The sequence below is a fragment of the Pantoea sp. GL120224-02 genome (assembly GCF_900215395.1).
Lineage (GTDB): Bacteria > Pseudomonadota > Gammaproteobacteria > Enterobacterales > Enterobacteriaceae > Pantoea > Pantoea communis.
Window position 1 is genome coordinate 373985 of the sequence record NZ_OBEC01000001.1, and the last position, 20267, is coordinate 394251.

Sequence of the window (20267 nt, forward strand, 5' to 3'; positions counted from 1 at the left end):
GCGCGGGATGGATTTATGGACGCCTTTTTCTTACAGCAGCTGATTAACGGCCTGACGCTGGGCGCAGTGTATGGGTTGATCGCCATCGGTTACACCATGGTTTACGGCATTATCGGCATGATCAACTTCGCGCATGGCGAGGTATATATGGTCTCCGCCTATTTGTGCGCAATAGGCTTAGCACTCCTGAGCTTCTTCGGTATTCACTCCTTTCCATTACTGATTTTCGGCACCTTGCTGTTCACTATTATTGTCACGGCGGCTTATGGCTGGGTCATCGAGCGTATTGCTTATCGACCCCTGCGTAACTCGACACGCCTTGCACCGTTGATTTCCGCCATCGGCATGTCGTTGATTCTGCAAAACTACGTGCAGCTTAGCCAGGGGCCCAACCAGCAGGGCATCCCGACGCTGCTGACGGGTGTGCTGCGCATGGAAGTGGATGGCGGCATTGTGCAAATCACCTGGACCAAAGTCTTTATTCTGATTGCCGCTTTCTGTGGCATGGCGCTGCTCACCTGGATCATTCAGTACACCAAACTTGGCCGCATCTGCCGTGCCGTTCAGCAGGATCGGCGCATGGCATCGATTCTCGGCATCAATACTGACCGCGTGATTTCGCTGGTGTTTGTCATCGGTGCAGCCATGGCCGGACTGGCGGGCGTGCTGGTGACCATGAATTACGGCACGTTTGATTTTTATGCCGGATTCATTATCGGTATCAAAGCCTTTACGGCGGCAGTACTGGGCGGTATCGGTTCTCTACCCGGAGCCATGCTCGGTGGACTACTGCTTGGGGTAGCGGAAGCGCAGTTTGCGGGGCTGGTTAACTCTGACTACAAAGATGTGTTCTCGTTTTCGCTGCTGGTGGTGATTTTAATCTTCCGTCCGCAGGGACTGCTGGGTCGTCCGCTGGTCGCAAAAGTGTGAGGAAGCCACGATGAATGCAATGACGCAAAAAGCGGGCGTGCGTGAAGCATTGCTCGACACACTGCTGGCGGGAGTGATTGCGCTGGTGGTGTTTGGCCCGATTGTGGGCGTGGTGCTGGAGGGTTACAGCTTCACACTGTCGCCGCAACGTGTGGCGCTGTTAGTGGGATTAGTGATGGTAGGGCGCTTAATGCTCAGCCTGTTCACCCGTACGTCCTATGGACAACGCTTTACACGCAAGTTTGAAGGCAATGACGATGGCGTATATGTCCGCGAACCGGGTTATCGCTCGCGGATGCGCTGGATATTGCCGCTGTTATTGATTGCCGCATTTGCCTTTCCATTTCTATCGAGTAAATACCTGTTAACCGTGGCCATTCTGGGGCTGATTTATGTGCTGCTGGGGCTGGGGCTCAATATTGTGGTGGGGTTGGCGGGATTACTTGATTTGGGTTATGTCGCATTTTATGCCATCGGCGCTTATGGCCTGGCACTGGGCTACGAGTACCTCGGCCTGGGATTCTGGAGTATGTTGCCGATCGCGGCATTAATGGCGGCCTTTGCCGGAGCGCTGCTGGGGTTTCCGGTGTTGCGCATGCATGGTGACTATCTGGCGATTGTGACCCTCGGCTTTGGTGAAATCATCCGTCTGGTCTTAACCAACTGGTTGTCGTTTACCGGTGGACCCAATGGCGTATCGGTGCCTTCCCCGACATTTTTCGGCCTCGAATTTGCTCGCCGGGCGCGGGACGGGGGCGTGCCTTATCACGAGTTTCTGCATCTCGATTACAACCCCAATATGAAATTCATCTTCATCTATGTGGTGCTGGTACTCGTGGTGCTGCTGGTGCTGTTAATCAAGCATCGGTTAACGCGCATGCCCATTGGCCGCGCCTGGGAGGCATTGCGGGAAGATGAAATTGCCTGCCGCGCCATGGGGCTTAATCATGTACTGGTCAAACTCTCCGCCTTTATGTTAGGTGCCTCGACGGCCGGGATTGCCGGGGTGTTTTTCGCCAGCTATCAGGGGTTCGTGAATCCAACTTCCTTTACTTTCTTCGAATCAGCGTTAATCCTGGCGATTGTGGTTCTGGGGGGGATGGGCTCGACACTGGGCGTGGTGCTTGCCGCTTTTGTACTGACAGTCGCGCCTGAACTGCTGCGTAGTTTTGCCGAATATCGTGTGCTGCTGTTTGGCATGCTGATGGTGTTAATGATGATTTGGCGACCACGCGGATTGGTTCGTACTGCACGTGTGGGTGTTCCGCTGCGGAAAGGAGTACGCCATGAGTGATGCCATTCTACAAGTTGATCATTTAATGATGCGCTTCGGCGGCATCAAAGCCCTGAACGATGTCAGCCTTTCTGTGGCGCGCGGTTCGGTTACCTCATTAATCGGCCCTAACGGGGCGGGAAAAACCACGGTGTTCAACTGCCTGACCGGGTTTTATCGCGCCACCGGCGGGCGCATCATACTTAATGCCCAACAGCGCAGTACCGATGTGATCCAGGTGCTGGGGCAAAAAATTCATCCGCAGGACTGGCTTCATCCGGCACGGCTGGGTTCGCGCGTGTGGTACAAAATGTTTGGCGGCGCGCACCTGGTTAACCGTGCTGGGCTGGCGCGTACCTTCCAGAATATCCGCTTGTTCCGCGAGATGTCGGTGGTAGAGAACCTGCTGGTGGCGCAGCACATGCAGGTCAATCGTCAACTGCTGGCCGGCGTATTGAATACCCGTGGTTATCGCGAAGCGGAAAATCGGGCGTTAGACCGCGCTTTTTACTGGCTGGAAAATGTGGATTTGGTCTCCAGCGCCAATCGACTGGCTGGCACGCTCTCGTATGGTCAGCAGCGCCGACTGGAGATTGCGCGTGCCATGTGCACGCGACCGGAACTGATTTGTCTGGATGAGCCGGCCGCGGGATTAAACCCGGTCGAAACCGATGCGCTGAGTCAGATATTGCATCGCTTACGCGCTGATCACCGTATCAGCGTGTTGTTGATTGAGCACGACATGCCGATGGTCATGCGCATCTCCGATCACATTGTGGTACTGGATCATGGCGATGTCATTGCACAGGGGACGCCGCAGCAAATTCGCCACGATCCCAACGTTATCGCCGCCTATCTCGGCGCAGATGAGGAGAGCGACCATGACTGAACCGATGTTGAGTTTTGAACAGGTGGACGTGTTTTATGGTCCGGTTCAGGCGCTCAGGCAGGTTTCCCTGACGGTGAACCAGGGGGAAACGGTGGCGCTGATCGGTGCTAACGGCGCGGGAAAATCTACGCTGCTAATGTCGATTTTTGGCCAGCCGCGCATTGCCAGTGGTGACATTCGCTTACGTGGCGAGTCCATCAGCCATCGCAGCACCCATTTCATCGCCGCCAGCGGCATTGCACAAGCGCCTGAAGGCCGCCGCATCTTTCCCGATATGACGGTGGAAGAGAACCTGCTGATGGGCACGATCGCGGTGGGCGATCGCTTTGTGAAAGAGGATAAAGATCGCATGTACCAACTGTTTCCGCGCCTGCTGGAGCGGCGTAAACAGCGTGCCATGACGCTCTCGGGTGGAGAGCAGCAGATGCTGGCGATTGCGCGTGCGCTGATGAGTCGCCCAAAACTGCTGCTGCTGGACGAACCGAGTCTGGGTCTGGCGCCGATTGTGGTGAAGCAAATTTTCAGCATCCTGCGTGAATTGACCCAGCAGGGCATGACGCTGTTCCTGGTAGAACAAAATGCCCGTCATGCGCTGCGACTGGCCGATCGCGGTTATGTGATGGTCAACGGCGAGATCAAACTGAGCGGCAGTGGGGAAGAACTCCTAAATAACGATGAGGTGCGCAGCGCTTATCTCGGTGGTGCAGCGGATCCTGCGGTGGTGGCGACAAAAAGTTTGTAATAATGATTAAATGGTGATGGGAAACACTTTGCATATTTCTTAGTGGCCTATCATCATTATTACTCTTCTTCCTCTCCAAAGTGATTTGGTACTCCCTTGCAAAATCCTGGCGTAGCAGTGATGCGGGCGGTCAGAAATACGGCGTGGTATCCGAAACGTCGCTCTTATCGCACGCTGTTGTGGCGTGAAATTACCCCATTAGCCGTACCCATCTTTATTGAAAACCTCTGTGTGATGCTGATGGGCGTCCTGAGTACTTTCCTCGTGAGCTGGCTGGGGAAAGAGGCGATGGCGGGGGTCGGTCTGGCCGACAGCTTCAACATGGTGATTATCTCCTTCTTTGCGGCGATTGATCTCGGCACCACGGTGGTGGTGGCCTTTAGCCTCGCCAAGCGCAACGGCAAACGCGCGCGCGCAGCTACGCGGCAGTCGCTGGGCTTGATGACGGTGCTGGCATTCGTGCTGGTGATCGTGATTGAGATCTGGGGACATCTGATTATCGATGTTATCGCGGGCAGCGCGGAACCCAAGGTGAAGGAACTGGCGCTGAGCTACCTGCAAACGTCGGCGTGGAGCTATCCAGCCGCGGCGATCGCCCTGATCGGTAGCGGCTCGTTACGCGGAGCGGGAAACACTAAAATTCCGATGCTGATTAATGGCGGCATGAACATCCTTAACATCGTGATCAGTAGCGTACTGATTTATGGTGCGATGGGGTGGGAAGGGATGGGCTTCGTTGGGGCCGGGTTAGGATTAACCATCTCACGCTATATCGGCGCGGCGGCGGCCATTTATGTGCTGTATCGTGGCATTACGCCGGCGTTAAGAATCAGCATCGCCAGCTATTTCCGACGCTGGGATCGCAACATCCTGATGGAAGTGCTGGGGATCGGGGTGCCGGCCAGTATTGAGTCAGTGCTGTTTAACGGCGGTAAATTGCTGACGCAGATCTTTGTGGCAGGCATGGGCACCAATGAAATCGCCGGTAACTTTATCGCCTTCTCCATTGCCACGTTAATTAACCTTCCGGGCAACGCCCTCGGTTCGGCTTCCACCATCATTACCGGTAAGCGGCTGGGTAAAAATCAGGTGATGCAGGCGGAAAGGCAGATTAAACATGTGTTCTGGCTGGCGATGATTGGGCTGTGCACACTGGCCTTGATCACCGTACCACTGGCGGGCACGCTGGCTAAATTCTACACCCGCGACCCTGAAGTTATTGAAGTCACCAAACACCTCATCTGGCTCAATGCGGCCTTTATGCCGATCTGGACCGCATCCTGGGTGCTGCCTGCTGGTTTGAAAGGCGCGCGCGATGCGCGATACACCATGTATGTGTCGATGTTCAGCATGTGGGGTGCGCGCGTGGTTGCCGGCTACGTGCTGGGGATCATGCTCGGTATGGGCGTGGTCGGGGTGTGGCTGGGCATGTTCCTCGACTGGACAGTACGCGGTGTGTTCTTCTGGTTCCGTTTGACCAGCGGCAAATGGCTCAATAATTACCGTCGTATGCTGGCGAAGAGCCGGGCATAACGGAGTGGGCCGTCGTAGCAGACGGCGGCCTTCAATATATGCATTAATTGGGATTCAATCGCATATCTTATCGTTTTGGTTATAAAGCAAGTTAGGTTTTACTGTCAGGGTCAACCATTACTGGAGAACCTGACGATGAAAACGACGCTGTCACAGTGGTTCCATCGCCTGATCAACGCCACATCACAACCCGCTGAAGAGCGTGAGTTCGATCTCAGCAATCATATTGATTTGCTGATTCCGGTCAGCCAACTTTATGGCATTGAATTCCATCCGTCGGTGTATCGCTACTATGAGCGATGAACGCCTGCATCACGCTATGCGATACAGTTACTGGAATGAACTGTGCGCGCTGCTTAAAAACCCGCTGCCCTGTCCAGCGGGTTTTTTGTGCCTGAATATTAGCCCTTCCTGACGACTTCTTGAGCAAACCCTGACGCAACCCTCCTGCTGGCACTGATTGTATTAATTATGTAAGGCTACCGTAAAGAAATGTATTCCCAAGCCGTTGCGCTTCATGCAAGAATAAAAAAGTAAATGATAACCATTGGCGTTATCGTTTAGGTGTTGCATCTCAAGGCAGTGGAGATCATGGCACCTTGAGTGTTTTGGTTTGCTTGATGCAATAAGCCCGTCAATAACGATAAGAAATTTACTTTTTAAAATGGATAACAATCGCAATTTGCCGTTTGGCAGTTTCAATTCGCTGACCCTGTTCACCGGGCTATGTATTGGTATTTCTCCTGCTGCTGCTCTGGCCGCTGATAATGCCAACAAAAAATCTGACGACACTTTAGTGGTGACGGCGCAAACGCCTTCTCTGTATGCGCCTAATACTTCTGCCGACCCCAAATTTACCCGTCCGCTGGTGGATACCACCCGCACCATGACGGTCATTCCTGATCAGGTGATCAAAGATCAAGGTGTCAATAACCTGACCGATGCGCTGAAAAATGTGCCGGGGGTGGGGGCGTTCTACGCCGGGGAAAATGGCAGTTCTTCGACCGGTGATGCCGTGTATATGCGTGGCATGGATACTTCAAACAGCATTTACGTGGACGGCATTCGTGATATTGGTAGCGTGACACGCGATACCTTTAATACTCAGCAGATTGAAGTAATTAAAGGGCCGTCTGGCACTGATTACGGTCGTAGCGCGCCGTCGGGTTCAATTAACATGATCAGTAAGCAGCCGCGTCTGGATACGGGCCTGGATGCGTCGGCCAGTGTCGGTAGTGCGTGGATGCGCCGCGGTACGCTGGACTATAACCAGGCCTTCAACGACAACAGCGCGTTTCGCCTCAATCTTATGGGCGAGAAAACCCACGATGCCGCACGCGATAATGTGCAAAATGAGCGTTATGGTGTCGCGCCTTCACTGGCATTCGGTCTGGATACGTCAACGCGTTTGTATCTGAACTATCTGCATGTGCATCAGAACAACACACCAGATGGCGGCATTCCGACTATCGGCCTGCCGGGATACTCGTCACCGACTGCCGCTACCTCTGCACTTAATCATTCGGGTAAAGTGGCGACCAGTAATTATTACGGCACCGATTCCGATTTCGACAAATCCACCACCGATAGCGGCACTATTCGCTTCGAGCACGATCTTAGCGACAGCACCACGATTCGCAACACCACGCGCTGGTCGCGAGTGAAGCAGGAGTATCTGCTGACCGCGGTAATGGGCAGCACCATTACCACGCCAAATCCTAATGATGTTGGCACCTGGACCTGGACGCGCAACGCAAACCTGAAAGATGTCAGTAACCGCATCCTTACTAACCAGACCAATATTACCTCGAAATTCTATACCGGTTCAGTGGGGCACGATGTCAGTGCTGGCGTGGAGTTCACGCGTGAAAATCAGACCAACTACGGCGTCAACGCCATTACTGCGCCTGCGGTTAATATCTACCATCCGATCAGCAGCATTTCTGTGGGAGGGCTGGATCGCAACGGCGCCAATGCCAACGGGCAGACCGATACCACCGGAATTTATGCCTTCGATACGCTGGCTATGACCAAAAACTTCGAGCTGAACGGCGGCATTCGTCTTGATAGCTATCACACTGATTATGACAGTGCTACGGCGTGTGGCGGCAGCGGGCGCGGTGCGCTGGCGTGTCCAACGGGCATCGCACGTGGCACGCCTATCACCACCGTTGATACCGCCAAGTCTGGCAATCTGGTGAACTGGAAAGCGGGTGCGCTCTATCGTTTGACCGAGCAGGGCAATGTTTATGTCAACTATGCGATTTCTCAGCAGCCTCCGGGTGGTAGCAGTTTTGCGCTGGCGGCAGGTGGCACCGGTAACAGTGCAAACCGTACTGATTTCCAGCCTCAGAAAGCTAAATCAAGCGAAGTGGGAACCAAATGGCAGATTCTGGATAAACGTCTGCTACTGAATGCTGCGCTGTTCCGCACCGATATCGAAAACGAAGTCACCGCGAATGACGACGGCACTTACTCACAGACCGGTAAAAAACGCGTTGAGGGCTATGAGCTTTCAGCTACTGGCAACATCACCCCAGACTGGGAAGTGATTGCCGGTTACACCCAGCAGCACGCTTCGGTGAAAGAGGGCGCAGCCGTCGCTCAGGATGGTTCATCTGCTATCGCTTATACACCGAAACACGCCTTCACCTTGTGGACGCAATATCAGGCCACTGATGCGATTTCTGTTGGTGCGGGGGCGCGTTACGTGGGCAGTCTGCGTCGCGGCAGCGATGGCGCGGTAGGCACGCCAGACCATACTGAAGGTTATTGGGTGGCAGATGCGAAGCTGGGCTACAAGGTTAATAACAACTTCGATCTGCAGCTCAACGCGTACAATATTTTCGATACCCACTATGTGGCTTCCATCAATAAGAGTGGATACCGCTATCATCCGGGTGAGCCACGTACCTTCTTGTTAACGGCAAACGTACATTTCTAAGAGTCAACGTGGGGCGTTCGCGCCCCTATTTATGAGAGAACACCGCGATGATGTATCACATTCCTGCAGTGCTGACGCCTGAAGAGGTGGCAAATTTCAGTTCGCTGCTGCAACAGGCCGAATGGATTGACGGACGCGCCACGGTGGGCAGCCAGGGCGCAACGGTAAAAAATAATCAGCAGATTGATACGCGTACGCCGCTTTATGATCGGTTACAAACAGCAGTGATGCAGGCTTTGAACAACAACCCGCTGTTCTTTTCTGCTGCACTGCCGCGCTCTATTTCTACACCGCTGTTTAACCGCTACGAACAGGGTGAGACCTACGGTTTTCACGTTGATGGCGCGGTGAGACATAATGGTGCTGCCGGGTGGATGCGAACCGATCTCTCGGCCACGCTGTTTCTCAGTGAACCTGACAGTTATGACGGCGGCGAACTGGTGATTGAAGACACCTATGGTCAGCACAAAGTGAAATTACCTGCCGGCCATCTGGTGCTATATCCTTCGAGTAGCCTGCACTGTGTTACACCGGTGACGCGCGGTGCGCGCGTGGCGTCGTTTCTGTGGATTCAATCGATGGTGCGTGATGATAAACAACGCGCCATGCTGTTTGAACTGGATCGTAATATCCAAAGCCTCAAAGCGCGTCATGGCGATAGCGAGGAGCTGCTGTCTCTGCTGAATATGTATCACAACCTGCTGCGCGGTTGGACGGAAGTGTAGCGAATGAGGGCAGTTGCCGAGTGCTCGTACACAACCTGATGGCTCAAAGGTTCATTTTTGAACCTTTGGCGTGTTTTCATTGGGAACGTGGGCGTCAAAAATACATAAAAGGGTATGAAAGATTCAAAAATGACCCTTTTGCGATCAGAATCTGGCACAGGATGTCGATGCCAGTTTTTTAGAGACGGGGGAACGCAACGTGATGAAAAGCAAAAAACCCGCTCAGGTTTCCCTGAGCGGGTTTCTCTAAATATGGCTCCTCTGACTGGGATCGCCTTAGCCAGTAACTGGCTAATAAATAAGCTAAACCTGAATAGTAGTTCTGTCAAGACCACCATAATGACCACCACTTGTTGTTGGTTACATAAATCTGGCATGGGGACTTCCACTGCATGGGATGATCATTCATCAGATGGCTGCAACATTAGCAGGCACAAGTTAAGCTACTCGGCTATGTCACCGGTAATGATTGATTCAATGCTTAATGCCATTGGCTATACCTTACTGACGATGCTGGTTTCTGGCCTGGTTTGAAGGGGTTAACGGGTTCAACTGGTTTAACTGGTTGCCGGGTCGCCATTGGGTTTGATAGTGGTGACCAGCTCCGGTGGCATTGCCGAGCATCGGCTGATTGAACATGTGTTGAGGATCATTATCAACGGATTTCGATCCTACCATTTAATATTCTACTGGTGGCGCTGATTCCTTTTACGCGTTTTCTGGTTGGCACGTCGCTTGGAACCTGAGCAGTGATTGTTCCACTGTTGATCACCGCGACGCTTTATTTTGCCCGCGTGGCGAACGTGTCATTGCGCGAGGAGGATCGTGGTTTGATTGATGCCGTACGTATCATGGTGGTCAGCTAATTGCGTATCGTCTGGGAAATGTTGGTACCGGAAGCGTTACCGGGCATTCTGGCAGGACTCGTTATTACATTAGTGGCGCTGGTCGGGGCATCCGCGATGGCCGGGGCAATTTGTGCCGGGGGCAGGGTGTTCTCGCGAGTCGTTATGGCTATCAGCGGTTTGAAACTAATGTGATGCTGGCGGTAATCACGGGGTTGATCATTCTGGTGTGCGGTATTCAATGGCTGGGCGATCGTCTGGTGCTAAAGTGGATAAAACGTCATTAGTAACGATTTCCCTGTAAAGGCGCGGTTTATCGCGCCATTTTTTATCTTTCTTCCGTTCATTCCTGCCTGAACCATCCATTCATTTCATTTCCTTTACATTCATGCCGGGCGTTTCTGTCTAAGATGCAGGCGAAATTCTGCGCTAAACGGACAAAATATCCGCTTCGTAATGTTTTTTAAGTATAAAAACCTGACCTGTCATGGTTAACCCAAATTGAGTAAACACTTCTTCAATCAGTGCCACTTTGTTTGTGAATTTTTATGAATTTTTGATGGATGGTTTTTTATCTTAAGTGGTAATTTTCTTATGTATTCTATGTTTTTTTGAGAAAAATCTGATTTCAGTAGCGCAAGGCGGGGTAAGTTTCCATTAAATACATTTGTTAAGCAATGTTTATGTATGTTTCTAAGGGGAGCGGACGTTGATATTTTGTCAGGCTTATGTAAATCTTTCGCGGATGTAAATACATGGATGATTATTTGTGCTCGCGAGCGGATTTAACTGAGCTCGTGCGGTAGCTATGGAGCTACAAGTTGATCTTAAATTATTGATTTAGATCGATTGCGATACATGTTTCTCGCTATTAATATTCGTCACGACTTTTGCACCCTGATTGAGTGGTTTCATATGGCAGGGTGGATTTCAGACCAGGAATGTCATTAGTAAATCTTGTGAACGCTGCTTTACCCTATTTTTGTTGCAAATATTGATCACTTTGATGAATGTTTTCATTGCAACTCAAAATCCTTCCTGGTCTTGCACTCCCTTTTATTGCATCTCAATTACATAATTTTTATTGATCTATTTTAACTTGATATTTGATCTAAAGGTTCCAGAAAACTCCGGAGCCAAACTATCAAATGGTCCTGAATGTATAGGCTTGTCCCTGCATTTAGTGATTTGTTTTGCTAACAACCGGCCAATGGCCATTTTTTAGAGATTAATGGAACTAAACATGAAGAAAATGGTGAATCTCCGCATCGCGTTAAGCCTGCTGTTTGTCCTTGCTATGGCAGGTTGTAAAGCGCCACCGCAAATCACTGATGACACCCTGGAGACCAGCACCGTTGACGGTGTAGCGTTGGTCCACCGCCATGCTGTTATACCACCAGGGCAATTCAGCCCCATCAACGAGGCCTATCGTGCGCTTTACCCGACGTCTGTTATGACCCGTCCTGATTTCGGCGGCAAAGTGGTGACCAGTCTTGAAACCGGTGGAACCTACACCGTACTCGGTATGGTAGAGAACAATTGGCTAGCAATTGGCGAGTTGCCTCAGCAGGCAGAAGCCCCGGCTGAAGGCCAGAAAACCGACGATGCAAAAGCTGTAGCCTCACCAGCCGCAGCTCAGCTCACAGGCTATGTACCGTTCCGTGCGTTGGTGAAAAGCGATCTTTATGATCAAACCCTGAAAGCGGATCAGCCTAAACGCCGTGTACGTAGTGCCAAGAAAAAGACCTGCGTCTCGGTTGATGGCGACAGCAAAGCCTGCCAGAACGGAAACAGTGGTACCTGGATCATCAACTAAGCGCGCTGAAGAAGATGGAGGGAAAGGTGATGGTGATAAACCGTCTGAGAATGTGCTTTCTTCCGCTGTTCGCCTTGCTACTGGCCGCATGCAGTAGCGGGCAGCCTTCAGTGGCGCGTTACAACCTGCATATGCAGGCGCATCCGCAAATCAATTCGGGCGCGCCGCTCAAAGTTCGGGTGATGCTATTAACCTCTGATGCCGCATTTATGTCTGCGGACTTCTATTCTCTGCAAAACCAGCCAGTCACGGTACTGGGCAATTCACTGTTGAACAATCAAGAGTTTTTCCTGAGGGCAGGGCAGCTTAGCAACACGCTCAGTGGCAAAAGCCTGGAGGAAGCGCGCTTCATCGGCATCATGGCGGAATACCAGACATTGGATAGAAAAGTCTGGCGTCTGGCGCTGCCCTTCCCGGATGGGAATAACGGTGCGTTCTGGCAATTCTGGAAAAGTCATGATGGCGAGCTGGATGCCAACATCGTTGCCGATATCAATGGCCTGCGCCTGGTTAAGCAGTAAAGGATGATTATGAACAGAGCCGAAAAGGTGGTGTGGACGGAAGGTATGTTTCTGCGGCCACATCACTTCCAGCAGTCAGAAAATTTTCTGCACAGTACCTTACGTGAATGGGGTCAGTCCCAGCGCGTCTACACCTGGGGATTTTTTGACGTTGAATTTGATGAGGCGCTGTTGCGTCAGGGCAAGCTGGCCTTAAATGCGGCCAGCGGCTGCCTGCCGGATGGCACTTTTTTTGCCTTCAGCCAGCCTCAGCAGGGACCGGCTCCGTTGGATCTGCCAGACAATGTCGATCGGGCAAAAGTGGTGCTGGCGATCCCGACGCGACGCAATGGACGTGAGGCTGTGACATTTCAGGATTCACAAGACTCACTGGCGCGTTATCTGGCATGGGAAAGCGAGGTGGAAGATGACAACGCAATGGCGGTGGGGGCAGCCACGGTTCAATTCGGTAAATTGCGCCTGCGCCTGATGCTGGAGCAGGATCTCACCGCAGAATGGACGGCGATGGGGGTGGCGCGCGTAGTGGAAAAGCGCAGTGATAATCACCTTCGTCTCGACAGCGATTATATCCCACCGATGCTCACCCTGACCGGGAGTCACGGGCTGCAAAGTATGATGAACGATCTGCATGGCTTGATTCTGCAACGCAGCCAGCAACTGAGTCAGCGCACACCGGGTACCGGTCGTTTTAACAGCGCCGATATGGTCGATTTCATGCTGCTGGCCTTGTTAAACCGGCAGTTGGGTCTGCATGCACATCTGCAAAGCTTACCGTTACTGCATCCTGAATCTCTGTTTAGTCATTGGCTACAACTGGCGTCGGAGCTATGCACCTGGTCATCCGCCCGCACGCCGGATGTGTTTCCGCGTTATGACCATGACGATCTGCATGGCTGCTTTACGCACTTGACCTTGCAAATGCGGCAGGCGTTGTCGCAGGTGATGGAGGAGAGCGCCATTCAACTGCCTCTGACCCAGCGCTCACATGGATTGAATGTGGCAACGGTGCCGGAAAGCAGCATGGTGCGCGAATTTGGTTTCGTGCTGGCGGTAAAAGCCAATGTACCTGTCGATGCAATAAAAACCCATTTCCCAGCGCAGATGAAAGTCGCCCCTGTCACCAAAATTCGCGATCTGGTGCAACTTCAGTTGCCTGGCCTGACGCTAATCAGTATGCCGGGTGCGCCACCGCAAATCCCATGGCATGCAGGTTACAGCTACTTTGAACTGGATAAAAACAGTGAGTTGTGGAAGGAGATGGAACGATCAGGCGCCTTTGCGCTTCATCTCGCCGGAGAATTTCCTGGCCTGAATATGGAGTTCTGGGCCATTCGCAGTCAGTCAGAATAATCAAAACTGAGCACGCATGATGCAGCCACAACAGAAATCGAATAGCGATGTCACACAGCCCGACGTGAGCCACCAGAATGCGTTGGTGGCAGCGGCCAACCCGCTGATTAACGCCATCCCGCAGATCCGGCACTCCGTTTCCCATGACGATCCCGCACGTCTGCGTCAGCAATTGATAGACCAGATCCGTCACTTTGAACTGCGTTGTCAGCAGTCGGGCCTGAGTTATGAAGTGATCATCGGTGCGCGTTATTGCCTGTGCACCGCACTGGATGAAGCCGCCGCGCTGACGCCTTGGGGCAGCCGCGGCGTCTGGACCAGCAAAGGTTTGCTGGTCACTTTTCATAATGAAACCTGGGGCGGAGAGAAGTTTTTCCAGTTGCTGGCAAAACTGTCGCAGAATCCGCGTCAGCATATCCTGTTACTGGAATTGATCTACTTTTGCCTGCTGCTCGGTTTTGAAGGGCGCTATCGGGTACTGGACAATGGGCGCTCGCAGCTGGAAACCATCAAACAACGACTGTTGCAGATGATCAAAAGCGTACGCGGCAGCTATGCGGCGGCGCTGTCGTTGCATCCGACCGATCAACCGGTGTTGCGCAAGTTGTGGCGTCCGATGATCCCGCTGTGGGCCTGCGCTGCAGTGGCCGCGCTCGGTGCCTGTCTGTTCTATATCATTCTCAACTGGCGGCTGGGGGACTACACCACACCGGTGCTGGCCAACATCTACCAAACTTCATTACCGGAAATACAGATTCGTCATCCGGCACCGCCGCCACCGGCTGCGCTCAATCTGAAAACGTTCCTCAAACCGGAAATTGATGCTGGCCTGGTCGTGGTGCGGGATGAAGCCGATCAAAGCGTCGTGACGCTAAAAGGGGATGGCTTGTTTACCTCCGGCGCAACCACGGTGCGGGGCCGTTATGAAGCGGTTATCGAACGTATTGCGGCGGCGATGAATAACGTCAGCGGCAAGATTCTGGTGGTGGGTTACAGCGATAACGTACCGATCCGCAGCGCCCGTTTTGCTTCCAACTATGAACTCTCGCTGGCACGTGCCCAGACGGTTCAGAGCTTGCTGCAAAAGCAATTGACCCAACCGGCACGCGTGAAAGCGGAAGGGCGTGGCGAGAGCAATCCAATTGTGCCAAATACCAGTGCTGAGAACCGTGCGCGTAACCGTCGTGTGGAGATTACGCTGCTGGTGGCGCCGGATGCGACGCTAGCTGAACTCAACGGCCTGGCGAGAGGGAACTAATCCATGCTGAATATGCTTTTTGCCGTGCTGACCAGCCGCCTCGCCTGGGGTTTTGTCGGTATCACGGCGCTATCATTTATCATCTGGGTGATTGGCCCGGTGTTCTCGATTGTCGATTCGCGGCCGCTTGAACCTGAGCAGAATCGCGTGATCAGTATTGCCTTGCTGTATCTGGTGTGGGGTTTGAGCCAGGCGATTCCTCGCCTCTACAACATGTGGCTCAACCGTAAACTGATGTCGAGCCTGGAAACCCGCCCGAGTGGCGAATCTGAACAGGACAGAAAACGCCTCACCAACGAGGAGCAAGTGCTGGCGAGCCGTTTTGGCGAAGCGACGGAGATGCTGAAAAAAGCGCATTTCCAGCGTCATAACAGCAAAGGGACGCCGTTTTGGGCACAGCGTTTCAGCCGTCAGCATCTCTACCAATTGCCGTGGTACATGATCATCGGCGCTCCGGGGGCCGGTAAAACGACTGCGCTGGTCAATTCGGGTCTGCAATTCCCGCTGGCGGATAAGTTTGGTAAGGCCGCGCTGCGGGGTATCGGGGGCACGCGCAACTGCGACTGGTGGTTTACCAATGATGCTGTGCTGCTGGACACCGCCGGACGCTATGCCACCCAGGAGAGCCAACAGGAGCGTGATGCCAGCGAGTGGCACCACTTTTTGGGGTTGCTTTGCAAATACCGTGGTCGCCAGCCGATCAATGGTGTCATCGTCACCCTGAGCGTGGCGGATTTACTTAGCCAGACGCCGGAAGCCTTGCGCAATCAGGCCCTAACCTTACGCCAGCGTCTGATGGAGTTGCACGACCGCCTCGGTATTCGTTTCCCGGTCTACGTGCTGGTTACCAAAGCGGACTTGTTGAAAGGGTTTCGTAGCTATTTTGCCGGGCTGGATAAAACCCAGCGCGAACAAATCTGGGGCTTTACCTTTCCCTGGGCGCAGGCGTCTACGGCTGATTTCGAACTGAGTAGCCAGTTCCAGCAGGAGTATTCGCTGCTGCAACAACGTCTGGATGCCGGGCTAGCCGATACCTTGCTGGCTGAAGGCGATGCCCAGTCGCGCGCGGATAGTTATCTGTTCCCGCAGGAGTTTGCCGCATTACGTCCGTTGCTGGCCGAAGCACTGGAGACCTTATTCGCCCGCTCCGATTTTGAAACCCAGTTCGCTCCGCGCGGTATCTACTTTGCCAGTGGTACCCAGGAAGGACTGCCGTTTGACCGCGTGATGGGGGAGTTAACCCGCGCGTTGCATTTGCCGGGACAACAGAACGGTGAATTAGGTCGCTGGGATCAGGTTGGCAAAGATGCACCCATCCCCCCGACCAAAGGGCAAAGCTTTTTCCTGAAAGACATGCTGGAAGATGTGGTATTTCAGGAATCCGGCCTGGCAGCCAGCAATCGCTGGTGGGAACTGCGCAATCGTGCGGGATTATGGTCCGGCTATCTGGCGCTTTTGGTCATTGTGGTCGTTGCAGGGGTGTTGTGGCTGACCAGTTACAGTAAAAATAAAACCTATTTACAGGAGATGGCAGCAAAGACGCCGCAAGTTGAGCAACTTGGCGAACAACTGCAACGCCAGGGTAATGGCGATTTGTTTGCGCTGGTGCCTTACCTCAATACGCTGTTGCATCTGCCGGAGAGCAAAGACTTCTCATTGCAGGAACCACCGCTAACGCGTCGTATGTGGTTATACCGTGGCACTGAAGTAAGTGACGCCAGCCAGGCACTTTACAGCAAAGCGTTGAAGCAATTGTTGCTGCCGCAGGTGGCACAAAACATCACCCGCTGGCTGCGTAATGACAACGGCAGTGATGCGGATTACAGCTACGAGGCGCTGAAGGCATATCAGATGCTGTATCAACCTAAGCATTATGACGGCAAGTTCCTGCAAGCCTGGCTGATGCTGAATATCTCGCGTGAGCTACCGCAGAACGTGACCCAGCAGGAAGTCAAACAGCTGGCGTGGCATCTGCAACAGTTGCTGGAAACGCAAATCCAATCCTCGCCTTATGCGCAGGATGATGCGCTGGTAAAGCGCGAGCAGGCGCTGATTAATCAGATGCCGCTATCACAGCGCGTCTACGGACGCCTTAAGCGCCTGCTACAACGTGATGGCAGCTTACCTACGGTTACCCTCGCCGCGCTCGGTGGCCCGCAAAGCGAACTGGTGTTCTCACGTAAAAGTGGAAAGTCGGTTAACGATGGCGTCGCAAGCCTGTATACCCCGGACGGATACTGGCAGCACGTTGATAAGCAAATTGCGCCGGTAACTCAGGCACTGTATCAGGACGATCGCTGGGTATTGGGCGGCACCACGCAACAGGAAAACAGCCAACAGACCGACTTAGCGGTGCGCCAGCTCTATATGCAGGATTACATTCGTCAGTGGGAACAATTCCTCAGCGATATTCAGCTCAATAACAGCGCTGATCTGGCACAGCGTATTAACACCGCTCGTTTACTTTCCGGCAACCACTCACCATTGCGCCAGTTGGTTATCAACCTGAGTAAAGTGTTGACGCTGACGCGTCCGATAACAGATGACAAAGCAGCACAAACCGCGCCGCCAGCGTCAGACAATAGCGCTACCCGCACCTTGCAGGCGTTATTTAGTGCGCCGAAGGCCAGTGCGGCACAGAACGAAGCGAATCCGGCACCAGAACAGGTAGTGGGTGCGCACTTTGCCTCGATTATCGAACTGGCGCAGCCGTTACAGCAGGGCAGTAAAGTGCTGGCGGTGGATGATTTTCTGCACCAGATTGACGATCTCTATCGTTACCTGACCGCGGTGCAAGATGCGGCTAACAGCGGTATGCCACCGCCATCGAGTGATGCCATTAGCCGCGTACAGGCCAGTGCGGGTCGTTTACCTGGTACATTACAAAACATGGTTTCCAGCATGGCGGTGGGGGCCAGTTCAGACGCCCAGCGTCGCGATATGGATAACGTACGCAAACGTATCCAGATGGCGGTGGGCAGTTTCTGTCAGCAGGCTATCGCCGGACGTTATCCGCTGGTGCGCAATGGTCGCAACGAAGTAACTCCCGATGACCTGGCACGCATGTTTGCGCCGGGAAGCGGCCTGATGGACAGCTTCTTCCGTGACAATCTGGCGAGCAAAGTTGATACCACCCACGCGGCCTGGCGTTTCACACCCGGGATTGATGGCAAAACCTTGCCGGGTGGTGAAGCGTTGCTGCGTCCGTTCCAGCAGTCGCAGTCAATTCGCGATGCGTTCTTTACCAATGGCGCGACCACGCCATCTTTTCGCGTCACACTGCGCACGGTAAAAATGGATAACGAAATCCTCACCCTGACGCTGGATGTCGATGGGCAGATCCTGCGCTACAGCCATGGCCCACAGGCGGTACAAATGGTCAGTTGGCCGGGGCCTGGTGGCACCAGTCAAGTGCGTATGCAGCTTGGCTTAACTAATGGTACCACCTCCACGCTGGTCACCAGTGGTCCCTGGGCGCTGAATCGCTTTTTCGATCGCGCCCGGCTGACACAGTCCGGCGGCCTGACGCGCGAAGCCAACTTTAACGTGGAAGGACATCAGGTCACGCTGTCATTTACCCCCGGCAGCATTCGCAACCCGTTCCAGCTTCCCGCTTTTAGCTGTCCCTGAATCGGAGCCTTACGATGACGCAATACGCAGCACCCGGCTGGTACGGCAAAATCCCCAGTGCGGGGGACTTTGTTAAGCGACGCATTCCCGACAGCTTGCTACGGCAATGGTCACACTGGTTTCAGGTGGGGTTACACCACTGGCAAACCAGTGCCGAAGGGGAGAATGCGCCTTCTCGAGCGTTTCTCAGCGCTCCAGTATGGAATTTTGTCGTGCCACCGATGCTCGGCAGCCAACTGGTGCAGATGGGGAGCCTGACCGCTTCACGCGATAGCGTTGGCCGCCACTATCCGCTGTGCGCCCTGCGCCACTTCAGCCCGACAGAATGGTCGCCTGCCATGCTGGGCTATGCGGGCGACTGGTATCAACAGGTCGGCAACACACTACTGCGTGTGGTGCGCGACGGTAGTAGCCCGGAACAGTTGGATCAGGCTTTGCTCAGCATTCCTCTGCCGCAGCAGCCAGAGGAGGAGGCATCAGAGATTCTGGCGATTATTGGTGAAGGGAGCAGCGTGTCGAACCTGAGCTGGCAACTGCCTTCCGACATCTTTGATCCCCAGTTTTACACCAGTTTCTGGTGGACCAATCAAAGCGACGGCTTCCCGTTATACACCCATGTGCATAGTGGCAACTTCACCGCCCAGTTATTTTCGCTGCTGTTTGACCCGGCAGGCGGTGCGAAGCCCGGACGAAATGGACTTTACCCCCCGATGTTTGAATCCTGAGGTGCAACCGCATGAATATTAATCTCGACGCGTTGCTGGCGCCGATCGGTAATGATGACCCTTGCGGCGACAACCTGGAATATCACGCTGATTTTCAGGCGATGGAGCAGGCCAGCGCGGGTAAAGCTGAGCAACAGTTTGGTGAAACCATTATCCCGGCTGAGCCAGCTGACTGGAACCGGGTAGAAAAGCTGGCGACGGAATTGCTGAGCCGCAGCAAAGATTTACGCGTGATGCTGGCCCTCACCCAGGCGTGGACCCATCTTAATGGCCTGCCAGGCTATGCGCAGGGGCTGGAACTGATTGAAAAAGCACTATTGCGTTACTGGGAACCGCTCTGGCCACGGCTGGAAGAGGACGGCGAACAGGATCCGTTCTATCGCATCAATGCGCTGGCACTGCTTGAAGACGCTTCTGCGTTAACGGCAGCCGTGCGCCAGGCCTGGCTGTTACGTCAAGCCTCGGACGGTATCACGCTTCGTGATGCAATCGCCCTGTGTGATGGCAGCAAATTAGAGACACCTGACTACCCAGGCGGGATGGCGCGTCTGCGCGACGAACTGGCGCAGCAGGGGCAACCCGCCGCTGCCACCTTGCAACACATCTATCAATACCTGCAAAGCCTGCACGCGCTGCTCGCCGAACGTCTCGGGGAAAGCGCGGTGCCTGATATGACGCAGTTGCAGAAAAGTTTTGCCTTGCTGGTCAGCCTGACGCAATCCGCAAACTCAGCGGAGGCACTGCCAGATGCTGCTGATGATCAGCCCGCAGACGTGCCAGCATCTACGGCGACTCGTAATGCGCCAGACTGGCGGACAGTACAGCTTACCAGCCGCGCGGATGCCCAATTGATGCTGGAAAAGGTGAAGCAATACTTCGCCCAGCATGAGCCAAGCCATCCGGCGCCGTTAATGATTGACCGCGTACAGCGGCTGGTCGAACTCGATTTTATGGACATCATCCGCGATCTGGCACCGGACGGCGTTCATCAGTTGCAAAACATCTTCGGACGCCACGACTAACGCCGCGTCCCTCTTTTCATCACGCAGTGACACCTGCGCGCCTTAACCGCGCATCATTTATGGA

Annotated in this window: 17 protein-coding genes; 16 read left to right on the top strand and 1 reads right to left on the bottom strand. The window is 53.7% G+C overall.

Annotated elements, in window-relative coordinates:
* Positions 1-15: 15 nt before the first annotated feature.
* The 9 genes from CRO33_RS01665 to CRO33_RS24695 all read left to right on the top strand — a co-directional run bounded on the left by CRO33_RS01665 (position 16) and on the right by CRO33_RS24695 (position 9570).
* Complete coding sequence (locus CRO33_RS01665; RefSeq protein ID WP_097116730.1) at positions 16-930, top strand: ABC transporter permease subunit; 915 nt, start codon at positions 16-18, stop codon at positions 928-930.
* 10 nt (positions 931-940) lie between these two features.
* The gene (gene livM / locus CRO33_RS01670; RefSeq protein ID WP_097116731.1) at positions 941-2224 is read left to right on the top strand and encodes a high-affinity branched-chain amino acid ABC transporter permease LivM; all 1284 of its coding nucleotides are present in this window, start codon (positions 941-943) and stop codon (positions 2222-2224) included.
* The gene (locus CRO33_RS01675; protein WP_097116732.1) at positions 2217-3092 is read left to right on the top strand and encodes an ABC transporter ATP-binding protein; all 876 of its coding nucleotides are present in this window, start codon (positions 2217-2219) and stop codon (positions 3090-3092) included. Before livM ends, CRO33_RS01675 begins: the two co-directional genes overlap by 8 nt.
* Entirely contained in the window at positions 3085-3834 is a 750-nt protein-coding gene (locus CRO33_RS01680) for an ABC transporter ATP-binding protein (protein WP_097116733.1), read from the top strand. Before CRO33_RS01675 ends, CRO33_RS01680 begins: the two co-directional genes overlap by 8 nt.
* 120 nt (positions 3835-3954) lie before the next feature.
* A complete protein-coding gene (locus tag CRO33_RS01685; RefSeq protein WP_034824533.1) occupies positions 3955-5367 on the top strand; it encodes an EmmdR/YeeO family multidrug/toxin efflux MATE transporter in 1413 nt (470 codons plus the stop codon).
* A 135-nt stretch (positions 5368-5502) separates the two neighbouring features.
* Positions 5503-5670: a hypothetical protein gene (locus tag CRO33_RS24490; protein ID WP_166932180.1), complete on the top strand. Its 168-nt coding sequence runs from the start codon at positions 5503-5505 to the stop codon at positions 5668-5670.
* 361 nt (positions 5671-6031) lie between these two features.
* Positions 6032-8311 carry a catecholate siderophore receptor Fiu gene (locus CRO33_RS01690; RefSeq protein WP_097116734.1) on the top strand — a complete coding sequence of 760 codons (2280 nt, stop codon included), beginning with the start codon at positions 6032-6034 and terminating at the stop codon, positions 8309-8311.
* Positions 8312-8358: 47 nt separating this feature from the next.
* Positions 8359-9036, top strand: coding sequence for a PKHD-type hydroxylase YbiX (gene ybiX, locus CRO33_RS01695; protein WP_097116735.1), 678 nt, complete (start codon positions 8359-8361; stop codon positions 9034-9036).
* Positions 9037-9150: 114 nt separating this feature from the next.
* A complete protein-coding gene (locus CRO33_RS24695; RefSeq protein ID WP_255253242.1) occupies positions 9151-9570 on the top strand; it encodes a hypothetical protein in 420 nt (139 codons plus the stop codon).
* Here the strand turns inward: CRO33_RS24695 and CRO33_RS24700 are convergent.
* Positions 9538-9675 (bottom strand): hypothetical protein, encoded by a 138-nt coding sequence (locus CRO33_RS24700; protein ID WP_255253236.1) that lies wholly within the window; start codon positions 9673-9675, stop codon positions 9538-9540. The two genes, CRO33_RS24695 and CRO33_RS24700, sit on opposite strands and share 33 nt — an antisense overlap.
* Before the next feature lie 1437 nt (positions 9676-11112).
* Between CRO33_RS24700 and CRO33_RS01710 the strand changes: the two genes are divergently transcribed.
* Genes CRO33_RS01710 through tssA form a run of 7 tightly spaced genes read left to right on the top strand, consistent with a single transcriptional unit; the run spans position 11113 to position 20203 of the window.
* Positions 11113-11697, top strand: a complete 585-nt coding sequence (locus CRO33_RS01710) for a hypothetical protein (protein ID WP_097116736.1) — start codon at positions 11113-11115, stop codon at positions 11695-11697.
* Between the two features lie 29 nt (positions 11698-11726).
* The gene (tssJ, locus tag CRO33_RS01715) at positions 11727-12218 is read left to right on the top strand and encodes a type VI secretion system lipoprotein TssJ (protein ID WP_097116737.1); all 492 of its coding nucleotides are present in this window, start codon (positions 11727-11729) and stop codon (positions 12216-12218) included.
* A gap of 9 nt (positions 12219-12227) precedes the next feature.
* The gene (gene tssK / locus CRO33_RS01720; protein ID WP_097116738.1) at positions 12228-13568 is read left to right on the top strand and encodes a type VI secretion system baseplate subunit TssK; all 1341 of its coding nucleotides are present in this window, start codon (positions 12228-12230) and stop codon (positions 13566-13568) included.
* Between the two features lie 16 nt (positions 13569-13584).
* A complete protein-coding gene (locus CRO33_RS01725; RefSeq protein ID WP_097116739.1) occupies positions 13585-14826 on the top strand; it encodes a DotU family type VI secretion system protein in 1242 nt (413 codons plus the stop codon).
* A gap of 3 nt (positions 14827-14829) precedes the next feature.
* On the top strand, positions 14830-18456 hold the full coding sequence (gene tssM, locus CRO33_RS01730) for a type VI secretion system membrane subunit TssM (protein ID WP_097116740.1): 3627 nt from the start codon (positions 14830-14832) through the stop codon (positions 18454-18456).
* Positions 18457-18470: 14 nt separating this feature from the next.
* Positions 18471-19181: a type VI secretion system-associated protein TagF gene (gene tagF / locus CRO33_RS01735; protein ID WP_097116741.1), complete on the top strand. Its 711-nt coding sequence runs from the start codon at positions 18471-18473 to the stop codon at positions 19179-19181.
* Positions 19182-19192: 11 nt separating this feature from the next.
* The gene (gene tssA / locus CRO33_RS01740) at positions 19193-20203 is read left to right on the top strand and encodes a type VI secretion system protein TssA (RefSeq protein WP_097116742.1); all 1011 of its coding nucleotides are present in this window, start codon (positions 19193-19195) and stop codon (positions 20201-20203) included.
* Positions 20204-20267 lie beyond the last annotated feature (64 nt).